Annotated in this window: 16 protein-coding genes; all 16 read right to left on the bottom strand. The window is 72.1% G+C overall.

The window, feature by feature from the left end; all coding sequences use genetic code 11:
* Positions 1-49 precede the first annotated feature (49 nt).
* Positions 50-613, bottom strand: a complete 564-nt coding sequence (locus DFR72_RS02030; RefSeq protein WP_245982425.1) for a GNAT family N-acetyltransferase — start codon at positions 611-613, stop codon at positions 50-52.
* A complete protein-coding gene (locus DFR72_RS02025) occupies positions 610-2,028 on the bottom strand; it encodes an ABC transporter ATP-binding protein (RefSeq protein ID WP_090064303.1) in 1,419 nt (472 codons plus the stop codon). The genes DFR72_RS02030 and DFR72_RS02025 overlap by 4 nt, the downstream gene beginning before the upstream one ends.
* Complete coding sequence (locus DFR72_RS02020; RefSeq protein ID WP_090064304.1) at positions 2,025-2,798, bottom strand: ABC transporter permease; 774 nt, start codon at positions 2,796-2,798, stop codon at positions 2,025-2,027. The genes DFR72_RS02025 and DFR72_RS02020 overlap by 4 nt, the downstream gene beginning before the upstream one ends.
* Positions 2,795-3,739 carry an ABC transporter permease gene (locus DFR72_RS02015; RefSeq protein ID WP_211335263.1) on the bottom strand — a complete coding sequence of 315 codons (945 nt, stop codon included), beginning with the start codon at positions 3,737-3,739 and terminating at the stop codon, positions 2,795-2,797. The genes DFR72_RS02020 and DFR72_RS02015 overlap by 4 nt, the downstream gene beginning before the upstream one ends.
* A complete protein-coding gene (locus tag DFR72_RS02010; RefSeq protein WP_090064306.1) occupies positions 3,736-5,265 on the bottom strand; it encodes an ABC transporter substrate-binding protein in 1,530 nt (509 codons plus the stop codon). The genes DFR72_RS02015 and DFR72_RS02010 overlap by 4 nt, the downstream gene beginning before the upstream one ends.
* Before the next feature lie 11 nt (positions 5,266-5,276).
* Positions 5,277-6,062, bottom strand: coding sequence for a class I SAM-dependent methyltransferase (locus tag DFR72_RS02005; RefSeq protein WP_090064307.1), 786 nt, complete (start codon positions 6,060-6,062; stop codon positions 5,277-5,279).
* Positions 6,059-7,231: an MFS transporter gene (locus DFR72_RS02000; RefSeq protein WP_090064308.1), complete on the bottom strand. Its 1,173-nt coding sequence runs from the start codon at positions 7,229-7,231 to the stop codon at positions 6,059-6,061. Before DFR72_RS02000 ends, DFR72_RS02005 begins: the two co-directional genes overlap by 4 nt.
* Positions 7,228-8,256: a dipeptide epimerase gene (locus DFR72_RS01995; protein WP_090064309.1), complete on the bottom strand. Its 1,029-nt coding sequence runs from the start codon at positions 8,254-8,256 to the stop codon at positions 7,228-7,230. The genes DFR72_RS02000 and DFR72_RS01995 overlap by 4 nt, the downstream gene beginning before the upstream one ends.
* Positions 8,253-9,311: a PLP-dependent cysteine synthase family protein gene (locus DFR72_RS01990; RefSeq protein WP_425459864.1), complete on the bottom strand. Its 1,059-nt coding sequence runs from the start codon at positions 9,309-9,311 to the stop codon at positions 8,253-8,255. The genes DFR72_RS01995 and DFR72_RS01990 overlap by 4 nt, the downstream gene beginning before the upstream one ends.
* Positions 9,308-10,102: a Rossmann-like domain-containing protein gene (locus DFR72_RS01985; protein WP_090064310.1), complete on the bottom strand. Its 795-nt coding sequence runs from the start codon at positions 10,100-10,102 to the stop codon at positions 9,308-9,310. Before DFR72_RS01985 ends, DFR72_RS01990 begins: the two co-directional genes overlap by 4 nt.
* On the bottom strand, positions 10,099-11,349 hold the full coding sequence (locus DFR72_RS01980) for an ATP-grasp domain-containing protein (RefSeq protein ID WP_090064311.1): 1,251 nt from the start codon (positions 11,347-11,349) through the stop codon (positions 10,099-10,101). The genes DFR72_RS01985 and DFR72_RS01980 overlap by 4 nt, the downstream gene beginning before the upstream one ends.
* Positions 11,350-11,531: 182 nt before the next feature.
* The gene (locus tag DFR72_RS01975) at positions 11,532-13,118 is read right to left on the bottom strand and encodes a glycoside hydrolase family 64 protein (RefSeq protein ID WP_090064312.1); all 1,587 of its coding nucleotides are present in this window, start codon (positions 13,116-13,118) and stop codon (positions 11,532-11,534) included.
* A gap of 195 nt (positions 13,119-13,313) precedes the next feature.
* A complete protein-coding gene (locus DFR72_RS01970; protein WP_090064313.1) occupies positions 13,314-14,459 on the bottom strand; it encodes a hypothetical protein in 1,146 nt (381 codons plus the stop codon).
* A gap of 44 nt (positions 14,460-14,503) precedes the next feature.
* Positions 14,504-15,340 (bottom strand): GDSL-type esterase/lipase family protein, encoded by an 837-nt coding sequence (locus DFR72_RS46675; RefSeq protein WP_245982423.1) that lies wholly within the window; start codon positions 15,338-15,340, stop codon positions 14,504-14,506.
* Positions 15,341-15,383: 43 nt separating this feature from the next.
* On the bottom strand, positions 15,384-16,193 hold the full coding sequence (locus DFR72_RS01960; protein WP_090064314.1) for a rhamnogalacturonan acetylesterase: 810 nt from the start codon (positions 16,191-16,193) through the stop codon (positions 15,384-15,386).
* A gap of 185 nt (positions 16,194-16,378) precedes the next feature.
* The gene (locus tag DFR72_RS01955) at positions 16,379-17,848 is read right to left on the bottom strand and encodes a family 43 glycosylhydrolase (protein ID WP_245982420.1); all 1,470 of its coding nucleotides are present in this window, start codon (positions 17,846-17,848) and stop codon (positions 16,379-16,381) included.
* Between the last annotated feature and the right edge of the window lie 7 nt (positions 17,849-17,855).

Here is a 17,855-nt window from a genome sequence, read left to right as displayed (position 1 = left end):
CGTGGGTGGAAACCGCGCCCGCAAGCCGGTTCCCACCCACGACCGGCCGTCACTCCACGTGGGCGAGGACCGGGACGGGGATCTCGAAGTGCACGGTCTGGTTGCGGCTCGGGTCGCCGTCGCGGGCGTCGCACACCTCGACCGCGACCGAACGCCAGAACGCCTCCGCACCGGCGACGCGGGTGTCGGTGTGCAGGTAGATCTGGTCGTAACCGGGGGTGTCCGCGATGAACCGGACCGCCGTGTCCACCAGCGCCCGCGCCAGGCCCCGGCGCCGGTGCTCCGCCCGCACGTACACCCGGAACAGCTGCGCCGTGGTGTCGCCGGAGTAGCGCTCGGCGATCCACGCCGGGTGGGGAGGGCTGGCCGGTCCCTGGGCCCGCACGGCGGTGGTGCCCACCACGTCGTCCCCGTCGACCGCGACGAACAGCGCGTGCCTGGGGGTGTCGAGGTAGGTGGCGGCCAGGTCGATCACGTCGCCGTGCCACTGGGGGCGGTAGCCGTGGCCGAACTCGCGGTAGAAGGTGTCCAGCATGACGCTGCGGGCTCCCGGGAGGTCGGCGTGGGTCGCCAACCGCACCTCATAAGAACCTGCCTGGTGGTGCTCGTTCACTTCATCCTCTCCTTCGCGCCGTCCAAAGTGGTCGCGACCGGACCGTGCGCGACGACGCGTCCTTCGTGGAGCACGGCTACCCGGTCGGCCAGCCGGGCCACGACGTCGAGGTCGTGGCTGATCAGCACGAGCGCGCACGGCACGCTCGCGAGCAGGTCGAGCAGCCCGGCGCGGGTCACCGCGTCCAGGCCCGAGGTGATCTCGTCGCACACGAGCACCTCCGGTTCGGCGAGCAGGGCGCGCACCAGCGCCGCTCGCTGCAGTTCGCCACCGGAGAGGCCACGCGGCAGGCGCAGGACCGTCTCCTCGCGCAGACCGACACGGGTCAGTGCCGCGAGCGCCGCGGCACGGGCCTGCGCCGGACGCGTGCCGCGCAGCCGCACCGCCGTCCGGGCGACCTGGTCCAGCACCGGGCGGTGCTCGTCGAACGACCCCCGCGCGTCCTGGAACACGTACTGCACGGCGGCCAGCGCCGCCCGCGGCCGGCGGCGCAGCGACCGCGCGAGTGGCCGGTCGTGCAGCAGCACCTCGCCGGTGGCCTGCTGGTGCAGACCGGCGAGGCACCGGCCGAGGGTGGTCTTGCCGCTGCCGGAGCGGCCGACGACCGCCAGGCGTTCGCCGACGTCCAGGTCCACGTCGTGCAGGACGGTGGCGTTGCGGTACCGGGCGGTCAGGCCGCGGACCCGCAGGCGTGGCGCCCGTTCGGGAACCTCGACCGGAACCTGCGGCACCGCGTCGAGCAACGCGCGGGTGTAGTCCTCGCGCGGATCGGTCAGCAGCTCGGCAGCGGGCCCGGCCTCGACGACGCTTCCCGCGCGCAGCACCACGATCTCGTCCGCGAGCGCCCGCACCACCTCCACGTCGTGGGTCAGCAGCACCAGCGCCACGCCCTGCGCGACGACGGCGGCGAGCTCGTCCACGACCTCGGCGCGGGTCAGGGCGTCCTGGCCCGTGGTGGGTTCGTCGGCCACCAGCACGGCGGGGTCGCCGATCAGCGCCTGGGCGAGCACGACCCGTTGCTGCTGGCCGCCGGAGAGCTGGTGCGGGTAGCGGTGCAGCAGGCCGGCCGGCACCCGTGCCCGGCGCAGGGCCGTGGCCACGAGCTCGCCGGGTTCACCGGAGTGCAGCGCGGCGACCTCGCGGAACACGGAACCCAACCGGCGCACCGGGTTGAGCGCGGAGGCCGGCTGCTGGGGGACGAACCCGACGCGTCCGCGCACCTCGACGTGCCCGCTGACCGACACCCCGGGGGAGTGCTCGCCGAGCAGGGCGAGACCGGTGGTGGTCTTGCCGCTGCCCGAGGCGCCGACCAGGGCCAGGACCCGGCCCGCGGACAGGGCGAAGCTGACGCCGCCGAGCAGCACGTGCCCGCCCGCCTCGGCACGCAGGTCCTCCACGTGCACGACCGGGGTCATGTCCGCACCTTCCGCAACGCGCGGTCGAACACCAGGTTCAACCCGATGGACAGGGAGATGATCAGCAGCGCGGGCACCACCACGGCCCACGGCTGCAGGAACAACCCGCCGCGGTTGCGGTCCACCATCACGGCCCAGTCCGCCGCGCCGGGCGGCACGCCGACACCGAGGAAACTGGCCGATGCCACCAGGTAGAGCGCCGCGGTGAGCCGGACGCCGAGGTCGGCCGCGAGCGTGCGCAGCATCGACCGTCCGGTGTAGACGATCGAGGTCTGCCACCACGACTCGCCCTGCATGCGCATCGCCTCCAGCGCCGGGCGTCCGGCGATCTCCAGCGCCGTCGCACGGGACAGCCGGGCGACGTCCGGGAAGTTGACGAGCGTGACGATGCCGACGAGCACCACGAGCCCTTGACCGGTGATGGCGGCCACCAGGATCAGCACCAGCAGCGACGGCACCGCCAGCAGCACGTCGAGCGGCCTCATCAGCAGCTCGTCGACCAGCCGCAGCCGCGCGGTGGCGGCCACCACGCCGTAGGGAACCCCGACCAGGTAGGAGAAGGCGGTGGCGAGCAACGCCACCAGCACGACCGTCTGGCCGCCCGCGAGCACCTGGTGCCAGGTGTCCCGGCCGACGAAGTCGGTGCCCAGCAGACCCACCGGCACGAAGGGTGCGCTGCGGGCCGCGTCCTCCGGCACGAACAACGGCCCGAGCAGTGCCAGCGCGAGCGGCACCGCGATCAGCACCCCGCCGATGCCCGCCCGCTTCACGCGACCACCTCCGCGCGCGGCGCCAGCCGGAACGCCACCAGGTCGGCCAGCAGGTTCACGGCCACCGTGGTGACGGCGAAGACCACGGCCAGGCCCTGCACCACCGGCAGGTCGCGCGCGGCCACCGAGTCCACCAGGACGGTCCCGAGACCGGGGATCACGAACACCGCCTCGACGACGATCACGCCGCCCAGCAACCAGTCCGTGGTGCGCGCGACCTGTTGCACGGCCGGCGCCAGGGCGTTCGGCAGCGCGTGGGCGAACCGCACCCGCGTCTCGCCGATCCCGAGGCGGCGGGCGTGGCGCACGTAGTCCGACGCCAGCGCGTCCACCATGCCCGCGCGCACCAGGCGGCTGATCGAGCAGATCGGCCGCGCCAGCAGCACCACCAGCGGCAGCACCAGCACCGCGGGCTCGGCGAGCACGTCCGCGCCGACCGCCGTCGGCGGCAGCCAGGCCAGCTGCACGCCGAACACCGCGATCAGCACCACGGCCAGCGCGAACTCGGGAATCGAGTGCAGCGCCACGCTGACCGACGTCAGCGCCCGGTCCAGCAGGCTGCCCTCGCGCAAGGCGGCCAGCACACCGACCAGCACCGAGATCGGCAGCAACAGCACCAGCGTCAGCACCGCCAGCACGACGGTCGGGCCGATCCCCGCGAACAGGAACTGCGCGACCGGCCGGCCCGAGACCAGGGACTCGCCGAAGTCCAGCCGGGGCAACCCGGCCAGCCACTGCGCGAACCGCTCGGTCGCGGGCAGGTCGAGGCGCATCGCCGCGCGGATCTGGGCGATCCGCGCGGGGTCCGGGTTGTCGCCGGCCAAGGCCACCGCCGCGTCTCCCGGCAGCGCCTCGACCAGGAAGAACACGAGGGTGACCACGGCGAGCACCTGCACCAGCCCGAGTGCGGCCCGGCGGGCCGCGTAGGACGCGAGGCTCACCCCAGCCACACCTTGTCGAAGCGGGCCCAGTCGAGCGTGTTGGCGGGCGCGGTGGAGATGCCGCCGACGTTCGGCTTCGCGCCCACGATCCAGTCCGCGAAGCCCCACATCAGGTAGCCACCGTCGGTGTGCAGCAGGCGCTGCATCTCCTGGTAGGCCTGGCTGCGCGCGGTCTGGTCCGAAGTGGACACGGCCTTCTCGTACAGCGCGTCGAACTCCGGCCGCGCCCACTTGGTCACGTTGGTGCCCGCCCCGCTGAGCAGGCGCTGCGCGATGTGGGTCTCGATGGGCATGGCGCCGGAGCGGAAGCTCGAGAGCGATCCGTTCTTGAGCGTGTCGGCCCAGTAGGTGTCCTTGTTGCCCTGGACGACCTCGACGGTCAGCCCGGACCCCTTGGCCTGGTCGGCGAACACCGTGGCGGCCTCGACCATGCCGGCCGCGGCGGTGGACGTGTCGAGCTTGACCACCAGGCCCTCGGCACCGGCCTTGCGGATCAGGAACTTCGCCTTGTCCACGTCGCGCTCGCGCTGGGGGAGATCACCGGCGTAGTGCTGGTAGCCCTTGCCGAACAGGTCGTTGCCGACCTGGCCGCTGCCCGCGAGCACCGACTCCACCAGCTGCGGCCGGTCGGCGAGCAGGAACAGCGCCTCCCGCAGGTCGCGGTTGTCGAACGGCGCCCTGTCCAGCTTCATGGCGAACGCCTGCACGGCGCTGTTGGGCGCGCGGTGGATGGTCATCCGGTCGCTGGACGCGTGGCTGCGCGCGGTGGTCGGGGTGAGGTCGTGCGCGTACTCGACCTGACCGCCCAGCAGGGCGTTGGTGCGCGCCGACTCCTCGTTGGCGATCACGAACTCCAGCTCGTCCAGCAGCGGCGCGCCCTCCCAGTACTCGGGGTTGCGCTTGAGCAGCACGGACCTGCCCGGCTCGAACGACACGAAGCCGAACGCCCCCGACCCGACGGGCTTCGTGAAGTCCTCGGCGCCCTCCGGGACGATGTACGCGCCGAACGCCGCCAGTGCGTTGGGGAACTCGACGAACGGCCGCTTCAGCGCGAACTCCACCGTGCGGTCGTCGACGGCACGGCTGTTGGGCAGGTCGATCAGCGCGAGGCTCGACTTGGCGCGGAACGCGCGGTTCGGGTCGAGGATGCGCGCGTAGCTCGCGAGCACGTCCTGGGCTCGCACCGGTCTGCCGTCGTGGAACACGGCCTTGCGCACCGTGATCCGCCAGCGCGTCAGGTCCGCGCTCGGCTCCCACCTCTCCGCCAGGCGCGGCTGCGGTGCCACGTCGCCGCCGAGGTCCGCGAGCTTGTCGAACATCGCCTTGGACCGCGCGGCCTCGACGAACAGGTTGGCCAGGTGCGGGTCGAGCACCTCCTTGGCGCCACCACCGGCGAACGCGGCGCGGAGCCGCCCGCCCGCGCGCGGCGCGGAGGAGGCCGGCGTGGCGCTGGTGCCGCACCCGGCGAGGGTGACGACCGCGAGGCCGGAGCTGAGGCCGAGGAAACCGCGGCGGTTCAGGGACATGCTGGTTCCTTTCACTGGCACCCGCTTCGGCGGAGGCGGGCCACGACGTGGAGGCGGTCGCCGGACAGCGCGCCGCTGAGCGGGGCGCCGGCGGTCCAGGGCCGGTCGGTGCGGGGGCCGGGCGAGTCGAACAGGGCGAGGACGTCGAACCCGGCGAGGTCGAGCAGGTGGCGCAGTTCCTGGGGGAACAGCAGCCGCCACGCCGACCGCTGCACGAGCGGTTCGGTGCGCCCGGCCCACTCCCAGGTGCGACGGCGGCGCAGCAGCTGGGGGGCGTGGTCGATCCACAGCTCGGTGTGCGAGGTGTACTCGGTGCCCCGCCACGTCACCGAACGGGTGCGCACGCCGTCCAGGAGTTCTCTGTTGCCGAGGAAGAAGGCGCCGTTGCGCATCTCCGCGACGAGCAGACCGCCGGGCACCAGGTGCTCGCGGCAGCGGCCCAGGAAGGCTTCGAGGTCGGCGTTGGTGTGGCAGTACAACATCGCACTGTCCAGACAGGTCACGACGTCGAAGCGACGGCCCAGGTCGAACGCGCGCATGTCGGCCAGCGCCACGTCGACCGCCGGGTGGTGCTCGCGGACGTGCGCGAGCATGTTCTCCGAGCTGTCCACCCCGGCGACGCGGTAACCGTTGCGGGACAACCAGCCCGCGTCACGGCCGGTGCCGCAGCCGACGTCGAGCAGGTCCCGCCCGCCACCGAACCGGGTCACCACGTCGTGCACGAACCGGGCCGCGACGTGCCCGGGGTCGGGGAACTGGTGCTCGTAGAGCTCGGGGTTGTCGGTCAGCAGGTTCATCGGGCGGCCTCCGGCTGTGACGGCGTCAGCGCGCCGCGGCGGTGCAGCAGGGCCACGCCCACGGCACTGGTGAGTCCGATCGCCACGCACACCAGCGACGCGAGCCGGTCGCCGAACCCGCTCACCCACCCGATCGCGGTGTTGCCCGCGGCGGCGGCCAGCCCGGACCCGAGGTAGAACACGCCGAACTGGGTGCCCGCCAGGCTTTCCGGGCCGAACGAGGGGATCAGGTCGTAGACGAGCGGGTTCGCGATCATCACGCCGACGGCCAGCGCGAGCGTGGCCACCAGCACCGGCACGAGCCCGGACCACAGCGCGGGGACGGCGAAGCCCGCGCCCATGACGGCGAGGCCGGCCGCGATCACGGGGCCCCGCGCGCGGTTCGACAGCAGGCGGGTGATGCGGACCTGGAACAGCAGCGTGGCGACCGTGGACACGATGAACAGCGCGGCGACGACGCCCGCCGACCCGGTGGCCTCCTGCGCCTGGATCGGCAGCAGCAGGTAGAGCTGGTTCTGCAGGACGAACATGCCGCTGAGCACGCAGGTGAACGCCACGAACCGGCGGTTCGCCAGGCACTCGCGCCAGTCGCCGAGCACCGTCCCGCCCTTGCGGGTGGCCGGTCGTGCGGGCAGCACGAGGGCCTGCGCGACGGTCAGCGCCGCGAAGATCCCGGCCGCCACCACCGCGGAGACCCGGAAGTCCCACAGCAGCAGCACACTGCCCAGCACCGGCCCGAACAACGCGCCCGCCTGGGCGTAGACGTTGAAGCGGGCGAACGCCTCCGTTCGCGCCTCACCCGCCTCCAGCGCGATGTAGGCCCGCACCGCCGGGTTGAACAGCGCCCCGGCCAGTCCGCTGAGCACCGACGCGGCCAGCACCACCGCGAGCGAGTCGCCGATCGCGAACAGCCCGAACCCCACCGCGCGCAGGGCACAACCGGCGAGGATGACGGTCCGCGGCCCGAGCCGGTCCGACGCGGTGCCGCCCAGGAGGAACAGGCCCTGCTGGCTCAGCGTCCGCACGCCGAGCACCACGCCGATCACCGCGGCGGACATGCCCAGACCGCCCAGGTGCACGGCGAGGTAGGGGATGAGCATGTAGAAGCCGGTGTTCACGGCGAACTGGTTGAGCAGCAGCAGCCGGACCGGCAGCGCGAGCCGGCTCATCGCCGCACCACACCCAGGCCCGGCACCCCGGACAACCGCAGGGTGCCGTCCTCGCCGCTGATGCCCGACCACGGGTCGTGCGCCAGCAGGAGGTGCCCGTCCAGGTCGACCCAGCGGGCGTGCCCGGCGAGGTGGACCGCGGGCGCGATGCCGAGCGAACTGGCCACCAGGCAGCCGAGCATCACGTCCAGCCCGCCCTCACGGGCGGCCGAGACGATCTCCAGCGCCGGGCGCAGACCGCCGCACTTGGCGAGCTTGATGTTGACGCCGTCCACCGCGCCCGCGAGCCTGCGCACGTCGGCGACCGTGGCGGCGTCCTCGTCGGCGACCAGCGGTGCCGGGCAGCGCTCGCGGACCCACGCCAGCGCGTCCGGGTCGCCGGGCGGGATCGGCTGCTCCACCGCGTCCAGCACGACACCGGCGGCGGTGATCCGCTCCACGAGACGAACCGTCTCGTCTCGGCTCCAGCCGCCGTTGGGGTCGAGCACCAGCCGGGCGTTCGGCGCGGCGGTGCGGATGGCGGCCACCACGGCGACGTCCCGTTCCGGATCGGCTCCGGCCTTGACCTTGAGCACGGAGAACCCGCGTCCGGCCAGCGCGGCGGCCCGGACCGCCGCGTCCTCGGGTGTGGTGATGCCGATCGTGTAGGCGGTCGGGGTGTCGTGCCAGTGCGGCGTGCCGGCGAGTGCGTGCACCGGCACGCCGTGACGCAGGCCCAGCAGGTCGTGCAGCGCGGCGTCGACCGCGGCCCGCACTCCCTCCGGGACGGTGGCGTCCGCGTGCAGGGCGTCGAGCCCGGTCTCCGGCGAGTCCGCGTCGGCGAGAACAGGCCGCAACCGGTTCAGCTGCGACGTGATCGCCTCCACGTCGAGCCGGTAGTAGGTGCTGGTCACCACTTCGCCGTGGCCTTGCGAACCGTCGTGCTCCACGACCACCCGCACGGCGTCCCGGCGGGACATCACCGACCGGGAGATCCGCAGCGGGGTGTCCAGGTCGAGGCCGTAGACCTCGTGATCGATCCTCATGCGAGCACCGCCGCCGCGGGTGCGACGACCGACCGGCAGCGCGTCCAGCCCGTCGCCTCGGCGCCGTGCGGGTCGCCGATCTCCACCGGCCGGTCCGCCGCCGGCCCCAGCAGGCCGCGGGCCTGGCAGAAGTCGTCGTCGAAGATCGTGCCGAGGTAGCGGTGCGGGCCGTCGGGGAAGACGGTCGCCACCACCGCTCCCGGCTCGACCCTGGCCACCCAGGCGGCGACGAGCGCGACGGCGCCGCTGCTCCAGCCACCGGTGACGAAGGCGTCCCTGGCGAGCCTGCGGCAGGCGTCCACCACCTCGACCGGGCCCAGCCAGTGCACCTCGTCGAACTCGGCGTAGGCGACGTTGCGGGGGTGGATGCTGCTGCCCAGGCCGCGCATCACCCTGGGGCGCGCGGGCTGCCCGAAGATCGTGGAACCGACGGCGTCCACCCCGATCAGCCGGACGCCGGGCCAGTACCGGCGCAGCTCCCTGGCGACCCCGGCGCTGTGCCCGCCGGTGCCCACGCTGCACACCAGCACGTCGACGGGGTCCAGCTGCTCCACCAGTTCCCTGGCCAGCTCCGCGTACCCGCCGGGGTTGTCCGGGTTGTTGTACTGGTCGGGCCAGTAGACGTCGGGGTACTCGCGCAGCACGGCTTGGAGGCGGTCCAATCGTGCCTGCTGCCATCCGCCGATCGGGTGTGGCCGGTCGACTACTTCGAGACGGGCCCCGTGCGCGCGCAGCAGGGCGCGCATCGACGGCTCCAGCTCGCTGTCCACGACCAGGGCCACCGGGTGCCCGAACGCCTGGCAGGCGAAGGCGAGACCGAGACCGAGCGTGCCGCTGGTCGACTCCACGACCACCGCGCCGGGCCGCAGCTCGCCGCGTTCACGGGCGGCACGCAGCATGGACACGGCGCCCCGCGCCTTCATGCCGCCGGCGCTCAGGCACTCGAGCTTGGCCCAGAACCCGCCGTGCCGGTGCGGCAGCGGTGCGTCGATGCGGGCGACCGGGCTCCGGCCGAGCAGACCGAGCAGGTGCCGGTTCTGGCGCGGGATCGTCACGACGGGCGCTCCGTGTAGTGGTGGATCGTCGTGGGACCGCCGTCGAGCCAGAAGAACGGGTACGGCTCGGCCGACACGGCGCGGACCCCGTGCCCGATGAACCACGGCAGGATCGCGCTCGCCGTCTGCGCGAACAGGACCACCGGCTTGCCCGCGCCGGAGGCTCGGCGCAGCAGCGGTTCGAACGTGCCGTTGCCGACCGTCATCCCCGAGGCCAGCACGAGATCGCAACCGTCCAGCGCGCTCTCCGCGTCCGTGGCGATCGGCTCGTCCCACTCGGTGTGGCCGCCCTTGAGATCGCACGGCACGTAGGTCGCGCCTCGCTCTCGCAGGTGGTGCAGCAGCGAGTTGACGACCCCGACCACCAGCACCCGGTCGCCCGGCGCGGGGTCGAGCAGGTCCACGACGGCTTCGGCCCGTGCCATGGACTTGGTCAGCGAGCTGCCGGAGCCGATGGTGACGGACTTGGTGGCGGACAGGTGGTGCGGGCGGACGTGCGCCAGGTAGGCGTCGAGCGCGGCGGTGCGGATGGCCGGGTTCGGGTGGCCGAGCAGGTCGAGCACCGTCGCCCCGACGCAGGCGTGCACGTCGTCGTCGGCGATGTCCTCCACCGCGCAGGAACCGACCGCCTCCTCCACGCGCAGGCTGACCACGGTGTTGCGGTACGACTGCCCGCGCGTGGCGTGCCGGGCGCCCTGCCGGGTGGTGAACCCGACGGACACCGTGCACGCAGCCGGGTCGGCGCCCAGCCCGCCGCCCCGGACGAGTGCGACGAGGCCGTCGGGGGTCACGCGAGCTCCTCGGCGTAGTCGACGGACAGGCCGCTCACGAGGTGCTCTGCCCGCGCACGGGCGCCGAGGCCGTCCGAGTCGGTCACCACGACGTGGCCCAGGTAGCTGTTGTTGCTGGTCGGGTCGCCCGCCCGGTGGCCGGGCCGCTTGATCGACCAGTCCACGACGCCGGGCGCGGTGCCGAGTGCCTCGGCGCCGCGGACGGCGGTCACCAGACCGGAGCGCCGGGGCAGGACGAAGGAGATCGCGGCGCTGCGCACGCCGGTGTCCGCCGGGCGCGGGTCCGGTCGTTCACCGACGGCCAGCTGCGCGTACACGGCGGGCAGGTCGACACCGGTGACGCGACGGACCAGCTCGGTGATCTGGTTGCCCGCGGGTCGGGGGTTGACCTCGACGAGCTTCGGGCCGTCCTCGGTCAGCTTGATCTCGGTGTGCGCGACACCGCGGTCCAGGCCCAGCGCCTCGATCGCGGCGACGGCGACCGCCTCGGCCCCGGCGGTGGGCAGGTCGGCGGGGAACATGTGCCCGCTCTCCACGAACCACGGGTCACCCGCGACGCTCTTGTCGGTGACGCCGACGACGTGCGTCGTGCCGTCCACCGTGACGGTCTCGACGCTCACCTCCGGCCCGGTGAGCAGCTCCTCGACCAGCACGGTCCGCACCCTGGGCTGGTTGCGGGCGTTGACCGGGAACGCCTCCATCGCGGCGAACGCCTCGCGCAGCTCCGGCTCGTCGGCCACCTTGCGCACGTACATCCCGGCGCACAGGTCGACCGGCTTGACCACCAGCGGGTACCCCAGCTCCGCGGCCGCCTTGGCGAGCGCGGGCCAGTCGTCGGCGAGCGCGAAGCGGGGGCCGGGCACCCCGGCGTCGCGCAGTGCGGTGCGGGTGAGGTCCTTGCGGCAGGCGCGTTCGACCGCGAGCGGATCAGGACCGGGCAGGCCCAGGTGCGCGGCGACCCGCGCGACGGCCGGGAGGTAGTAGTCGCAGGAGGAGATCACGCCGTCGAAGCGCAGCACGGCGTGCAGCCGCTCGACGTGGCCGAGCAGCGCGTCCACGTCGTTGGTCTCCGCGGTGAGCACGTTGTCCGCGGCCAGCAAGGGGTGCGGGTGTGTGGGCGTGGCGCGCAGGTAGTGGTGCAGGTCGCGGGTCAGGAAGGTGAAGCGGTGCCCTGACTCGTTGATCGCCCTGGGCAGCAGCGCGCTCATCGCGCCGACCCAGCTCTCGATCATCAACAGGTGAGCCACGTGTCCTCCTCATCGGCCGCGAACCCCGCGGTGAATTGAGGAACATGGTAATCATTGTCGATCTGGGGCTCGTACCGCCTCCCGGGGAGGGTGTGATTGCGCCGGTAGAACGAGTGCGCGTCACCAGGACGCGAAAAACGCCGGGGCGCACAGGCGCCCCGGCGTCGGTCGAGCGTCGAGCGTCAGCCGCGGTGCCACTTCTGGTTGGCGCCGCCGACGCAGTCCCACATGTGCAGGACCGCGTCGTTGTCCGGGTTCCACTCCGCGATGTCCACGCACTTGTTGGCCTGCGGGTTGACCAGGTCACCCGCGCCGGTCAGCACGAACTGCTGGGCCGGGTTGCCGGAGCAGGTCGAGAGCTGCACGGCCGCGCCATTGGCCGTCGAACCCCACGCCACGTCCACGCACTTGTTGTTCTCGGTGCGCAGCGTGCCGCCCACGAACTCGAACCTCTGGTTCGTGCCGCCCGTGCAGTTCCACACGATCAGGCGCTGGCCGTCGGCGAAGTTCCAGTTCGGCACGTCGATGCACTTGCCGTGCCAGTCGCTGACGATGCTGCTGACCGCGGGCGGGGGAGCGGACCCGCCGAACGGGGTGAGGATGATCCCGGCCGAGCGCGGGTCGCCGTCGTGCACCAGCGACTCCTGCGCCTGCACGTCGTCGAACGCGAACCCGTACGCCTTGCCGTCCACCATGTTCTGGTGCACCAGCCGGGAGTAGTGGTTGGTGATCGCGCCCTGGTAGAAGTCGGCGGGACCGCCGCCGGGCTGCACGTCGATGCGGCCGAGCGTGGAGCGGTGCAGGGCGGCGCACAGGGTGCGTGCGATCGGGCCGACCACCTGGTCGTTGGGTGCGTGCAGAGCACCGTCGCAGCCCCACACGTTCGCCGTCGACGGCTTCGCGAACGACGCCACCTGCTGACCGGCGGAGTTCGTGAAGTTCATCGTGGTGCCGGACGTGCGGCCGAAGTACTTCACGTCCGGCCGGTCACCGAACGGCTGCACGGTCAGCGTCTTGCCCGTGTACGCGTTCCACGCCTGGGTGATGTACGAGTCCAGGTAGTTGCGGTCGAAGTTGCCGACGTCGGCCGCCTTGCCCGGTGCGAGGACGCGCAGCACCGTGCCGTCCGGGCGGGACATGACCGACCCGCCCCAGCCCGCCTGGTTGCGGATGCCGTTGATGACGGCGTCCCGCCCGCCGGGCTTCAGCTCACCGGTCTTCCTCGTGGCACCGCTCGCGCCCGTCACGGTCACCGCGTGCGGCACCGCGAACATGTCCACCTGCGAGCTGTTGAGCCACAGGCCGGCGTCGTTGTAGGTGAACTCGCTCCAGTCGAACAGGATGCCGCTGTTCGGGTCGCCGGACGCCCACGGCGCCGGCTGCACCAGGCCGTCGGGCGTCAGGAAGAACTTGAGCTTCTCGCCGAACGACATGTAGACGCGGCCCGAGATGAACCGGGGCACGCGCAGCGTGGTGGTGCCGCCGGGACCGGGGCCGGCGATGGACACGTCCGGTGCGGGCGTGGGCGGGTTGCCGCCCGGCGACCACGGCGTGAAGGCGCCCGCCTGGTTGACGTACCCGAGGCGCCCGTTGCGGATGTCGGTGCCGAGGACGTACAGGTGCACGGCCTCGGACCGGCCGCTGTTGTTGGTGACGTTCATCGGCAGCAGGTCAGGGCCGATCGCCTGTGCCGGGATGATCGCGGTAGCCACCGACGCGGTCGCCGCCAGTGCGGCGAGCGCGCTGAACCACTTCGTTCGAGTGCGCATCTGACTCCTTGTGCAGGGGTGCTCTGCCAGCAGGTCCCCCGACCCGGCTTCAGGGCGGTCGGCGGCCTCCGGTCCGAGAAATGGTCCAGACCGGTTATGAGAGCGCTTCCATGGTCGGACGCAGATGCGAGCCCTGTCAATACCGGAGCTGGTGGCCGTGCCGCCGGTCCGGCGGCACGACCCACCCCGCCGTCGTCAGGAGCAGACGTTCGACGTGCTGTTGTTCAGCGTGAGGTTGCGGAACGTCGTGTTCGTCCCACAGGGACTCTCGCGCACCGACGAGTTCGTCACCGTCAGGTTCTGGACGACGATGTCGCGGTTGTTCGGGAACTCCGAGCGCGCGGCCAGCCGGATCTCGCCGCCGCCGGTCACCGTGCCGCTCTGCGCCGCGAGGGTCACGTTGGTGCAGTTCTCGACCAGGACCGCGTTGTTGCCGGTGTTCGCCAGGTCGATCCGGTCGATGACCAGCCCGCCGCTCTCGGACACGCAGAACACACCGCGGCCGCCACCGCGGGCGCGGACCGTGCCGACCCGGATGTTCGTCGGGTAACCGGTGCCGATGCGGCCGTTGCGGTTGGCCGTGCGGAACGCCGCGTACCCGGTGCCCGCCCCGGCGTTCTCCGCGTCGACCGTGCCCACGGTGGCGTTGATGGTGTCGTTGAGCAGCAGCCCGGACTCGCCGACGTTGCGCGCGGTCACCGTGCCGACCGTGAGGCCGTCCACGCCGTAGGTCTCGACGGCGTGGCTGCTCGCACCGGACGCGAAGACGTTGTCGATCCTGATGTTGCGGCTGCGCACGCTGGTGTTGCCGCGGTTGTCGATGCGCACGCCGAGGCCGCTCGAGAGCCGCAGGTCGATCTGCCCGAGCACGACGTTGTCGACGTTGCGCAGGAAGATCCCGTACAGCGGGCGGCCCGTCACGCTGAGGTGGCGCACCTCGACGTCGCGGGTGCCCCTGGAGTAGATCGGGGCCTGGTCGCCGGAACCGGTGCCGGTCACGTTGATCGTGCCGCAGACGTCGATGCCGGTGTAGCTGGGCAACGAGATCCGCGAGCCCGCACCGACCGAACCGCTGCCGCGCACCACGACCCACTGCTTCGAGGTGCGTCCGCCGGTGAGGCTGTTGACGGCGGCCTGGACGGCGGACCGCATGTCGGAGCCGGTGTAGACGGTCCGGCTGCCGTTGCGGGAGGTCCACGTGCTGCCGTTGAGCACCGCCTCGGCGTTGAAAGTCCCGTCACCGCAGGCCATGACCTGCGGCGCGGCGGTGGCCGGTGCGAGACCTCCGAGCACGGTCGCCACCGCCACGGCCGCGCCGATGCGCCACCTGGTCGAGAGCATGTGAGTTCTCCTTTCGGGTGTGCGGCGGCGGAGGGTGCGAGGTCCTACTTGAGGTAGTTCGACAGCGGAATGCGTTGGTCGCGCAGGGCTTTGGCCACGACGGCGGCGATCTGCCCGGCTCCCGCGGCCTCGAAGTGCGTGTGGTCGTTGCAGAAGAAGGCGCCCACCGGGCCCTTGGTGTAGTCGCCGTCGTTGGGGCACAGCCTGAGCTGGTTGTAGAGCGTGTAGCTCAGCTTGTGCAGGTCGATGACGGTCACACCGGCGGCCCTGGCCGCGTCGGTGGTCTCGGTGAGGAAGCCGCGGGTGCCGACGGCCGTGGTGCCGCTGCACCTGATCGCGGAGACCGGCGTGAGGAAGATCGGCGTGACGCCGCGGTCCTTGGCGGCCTTGGCCATCAGCCCGAGGAGTTCCTTGTACCGGGCGCTCCCGACGTGCCGCGGACAGTCGCGGCTGCCGTCGTTGATGCCGAACTGGATCATCAGGTAGTCACCGGCCTTCATGCCGGCGGCCGGGTCGAGCATGCTCAGCCAGCGCTGGTGGAACGTCCTCGGACTGACCACGCACTCGCCCGCCGCGTCCTTGGTGCTCTGCACGTTGGACTCGTACAGCCACGTCTGGATGCTCCGCCCGGCCACGGCGCTGTTCACGACGGTCACGTCGCCGGTGAACAGCGGGTCGAACCGGTTGCCCCAGCCCACCGGGCAGCTCGTCCGCGGATCCGCCATCGTCGAGTCGCCGGCGAGCCAGACCTTCACGGCCGCCGCGCTGGCCGACGGTGTGCCTGCAGGGGCACACGCGGGTTCGGCGGCCGCCACGGGGCTGGCGGCGGAGAGCAGCGGCAGAACGACGAGTGCGGCCAGGGCCAGGGCGCGTTTGTTCACAGGGTTCTCCAGACAGGCAGGGGTTGTCTGATGTGGACGTTCCTCAGGCTTTGGGCCAGACGATCGCGCCCGGCGGGACCTGGGCGGTGAGCCGGCGGAACGAGCCGGCCGGCAGGACGTGCTGGTCGCGCAGGGCGGTGGCGACGAGCCGGGCCACCTCGATCGCTCCGGCGGCCTGGAAGTGCGTGTTGTCCTCGATCCCGTCCGGGTAGTTGGGCCACGGCCCGGCCGGGAGGTGCAGGAAGTACTTCTTCGTCCCCTCGACGCCCGCGCGGTTCCACAACGCCGTGCTGGACGCGGTGAGGTCGATCAGGGGCACGCCCTTGGCCGCCGCGAGCTCGCGCATCGCCGCCGGGTACGCGCCGTGGCTGGGGGCGGCGGTTCCCGTGCCGGTGAAGCGGCGGCGTTCGACGGACGTGACCAGCACCGGCTTCGCGCCCTTGGCCCGGCTCCGGTCGACGTACTGGGAGAGGTAGGACTTGTACGTCGTCGAGGGCTCGGTGTAGCGGGCCGGGTCCTCCTTCTTCTGGTCGTTGTGCCCGAACGAGATGAGCACGTGGTCGCCCCGCTTGACCCTGGACAGGAGGCGGTCGAGGCGGCCCAGGTCCACGAAGCTCTTCGAGCTGGCCCCGGACAGCGCCTCGTTCGCCGTGATGACTCCGTGGGTGAAGAACACCGGGAGTGCCTGGCCCCACCCGGCCCGGGGAGCCAGCGCCGAGGTGTAGGTGGAGGCGGTGGAGTCCCCCGCGACGTGGACGGTGACGGGTGTCGCCGCCGCGCCGGTTCCCGCGACCGCTGTGGAGAGGAGCGAGAAGGCGATGCCGAGGACGGCGGGCGTGCGCTTCAGGAGCATGGCGTCCTTTCAAGGCCGCAGGGTCTGGTAAGCGCTTTCCTGAACAGGTCGAAGTATGGCGCCCGGGGATCGGAAATTGCTACAAGGTGCTGAAAATCCTGCGTTCGACCGTCGAATCGACTGCCGCGGATTCGCTCCCGCGGCAGTCGATTCGACCTCATGGCAGTCCGAAGAGGACGGTATGGTCAGCCGGTGGACTCGCCCGACGGTGCGGGGAGCTGGGCGCCGAGCGGGACCGGCGTGCCGAAGTTCGGGGTGCCGTCGGCGTTCCAGGTGAACTTCTGCGCGCGGGTGGAGCGTTCCATGCCGCACCCCGCCGAGGCGCTCGTGTTGCCGTGGTAGACGATCCAGTCCTCGGTGCCGTCGGGGGACTTGAAGAACCCGTTGTGGGCCGGGCCGAACACGCCGTGGGCGTCGTTGCGCTGGAAGACCGGTTCGGGCGACTTGGTCCAGTGCGCGCGGTTGAGCGGGTCGGACCCGGTGAGGGTGAGCAGGCCGAGCTTGTAGTCGGGACCCCAGCAGGCGCTGGCCGAGTACACGATCATGGTGCGGCCGTTGCGGTACAACGGTTCCGCGCCCTCGTTGACCGGCGCGGTCTGCCGTTCCCACGCCAGGGTGGGCTGGGAGATCGTGCGCCGCGCGCCGCTGGTGGTGTACGGGTTGGACAGCGGGGTGATGGTGAGGCTCTGGGTGCCGTCCATCGCGCTGCCCATCAGGTACAGCTTCCCGTTGTGCTGCAGGACGCTCGGGTCGAGTTCCCACGTGCTGCCGAGGTCCGCCTTGAACGTGTACGGGCCCATCGGGTCGGTGCCCGCGCTCTCCAGCACGTGCAGGCGCTGGGTCGGGTTGTAGTCGGGCACGTTCTGCCCGGCCACGTAGTACAGGTACCACCGGCCGCCCAGGAGGTGGAACTCCGGTGCCCACATGTTGCAGCACCCGTTGGGGCGTCCGGACAGGCTGAACACCACGGTGTCCGCCGCGCTCGACAGGCCGGCCAGCGTGCGGGAACGGCGCATGGTGATCGTGGAGTTCCACGTCGTGGTGGCCAGGTAGTAGTAGCCGTTGTGGAACTGCAGCCACGGGTCGGGACCGCTGGCCTTGATCGGGTTGGTGACGTTGCCCGGTGCGCCGATCCTCACCAGCTGCCACTGCTGGTTCGCGCCGCCGGTGTCGGGCCACTGGATCACCTGGGCGCCGTTGGCGGCGGAGAAGTCGAGGACGTCGACGGCCTTGCCGCTCGCCCGGCTGACCAGCCGGACGTGCCCGTCCGGCGAGTCGGCCAGCCGGAACTGCTGCCCGGTGCGGCCGGCGTCCGTCGTCTGCACGAGCCCGGCCCGGTCCGCGGTCGACGGGAAGTCCAGCACCTTGCCGCTGTGCCGGGACTTCACCCGGTAGTAGCCGCCACCGGAGTCGACGAACTGCCACTGCTGCCAGGCGCCGTCGTTGCGCGCGTACTGCGAGATCCGGGCGCCGTCCCCGGTGGCCAGGTCGTAGACGTCCAGCGCCTTGCCGCTGTTGCGGTTGACCAACGCGTAGGACGCGCTGGGGTCCACGACCGCGGCGGACGCCACCGTCGGCACGGCGGCGGTGATGCCGCCCAGCAGGAGGACGGTGGCTGCCAGGACGGTGCCACGCGAGCTGCTGATCGAGGTCAAGGGGTTC

The organism is Lentzea flaviverrucosa, from assembly GCF_003350445.1.
Taxonomy (GTDB): domain Bacteria; phylum Actinomycetota; class Actinomycetes; order Mycobacteriales; family Pseudonocardiaceae; genus Lentzea; species Lentzea californiensis.
Note: the sequence above shows the minus strand (reverse complement) of the source record. Positions and strands in the feature narration are given on the sequence as shown.

Excerpts from the sequence above, each read along its gene's own strand:
- DFR72_RS01960 (WP_090064314.1), bottom strand. The coding sequence starts at position 16,193 with ATGCTCCTGAAGCGCACGCCCGCCGTCCTCGGCATCGCCTTCTCGCTC.
- DFR72_RS02000 (WP_090064308.1), bottom strand. The coding sequence starts at position 7,231 with ATGAGCCGGCTCGCGCTGCCGGTCCGGCTGCTGCTGCTCAACCAGTTC.
- DFR72_RS02025 (WP_090064303.1), bottom strand. The coding sequence starts at position 2,028 with ATGACCCCGGTCGTGCACGTGGAGGACCTGCGTGCCGAGGCGGGCGGG.
- DFR72_RS01995 (WP_090064309.1), bottom strand. The coding sequence starts at position 8,256 with ATGAGGATCGATCACGAGGTCTACGGCCTCGACCTGGACACCCCGCTG.
- DFR72_RS01975 (WP_090064312.1), bottom strand. The coding sequence starts at position 13,118 with ATGCGCACTCGAACGAAGTGGTTCAGCGCGCTCGCCGCACTGGCGGCG.
- DFR72_RS01970 (WP_090064313.1), bottom strand. The coding sequence starts at position 14,459 with ATGCTCTCGACCAGGTGGCGCATCGGCGCGGCCGTGGCGGTGGCGACC.
- DFR72_RS02005 (WP_090064307.1), bottom strand. The coding sequence starts at position 6,062 with ATGAACCTGCTGACCGACAACCCCGAGCTCTACGAGCACCAGTTCCCC.
- DFR72_RS02010 (WP_090064306.1), bottom strand. The coding sequence starts at position 5,265 with ATGTCCCTGAACCGCCGCGGTTTCCTCGGCCTCAGCTCCGGCCTCGCG.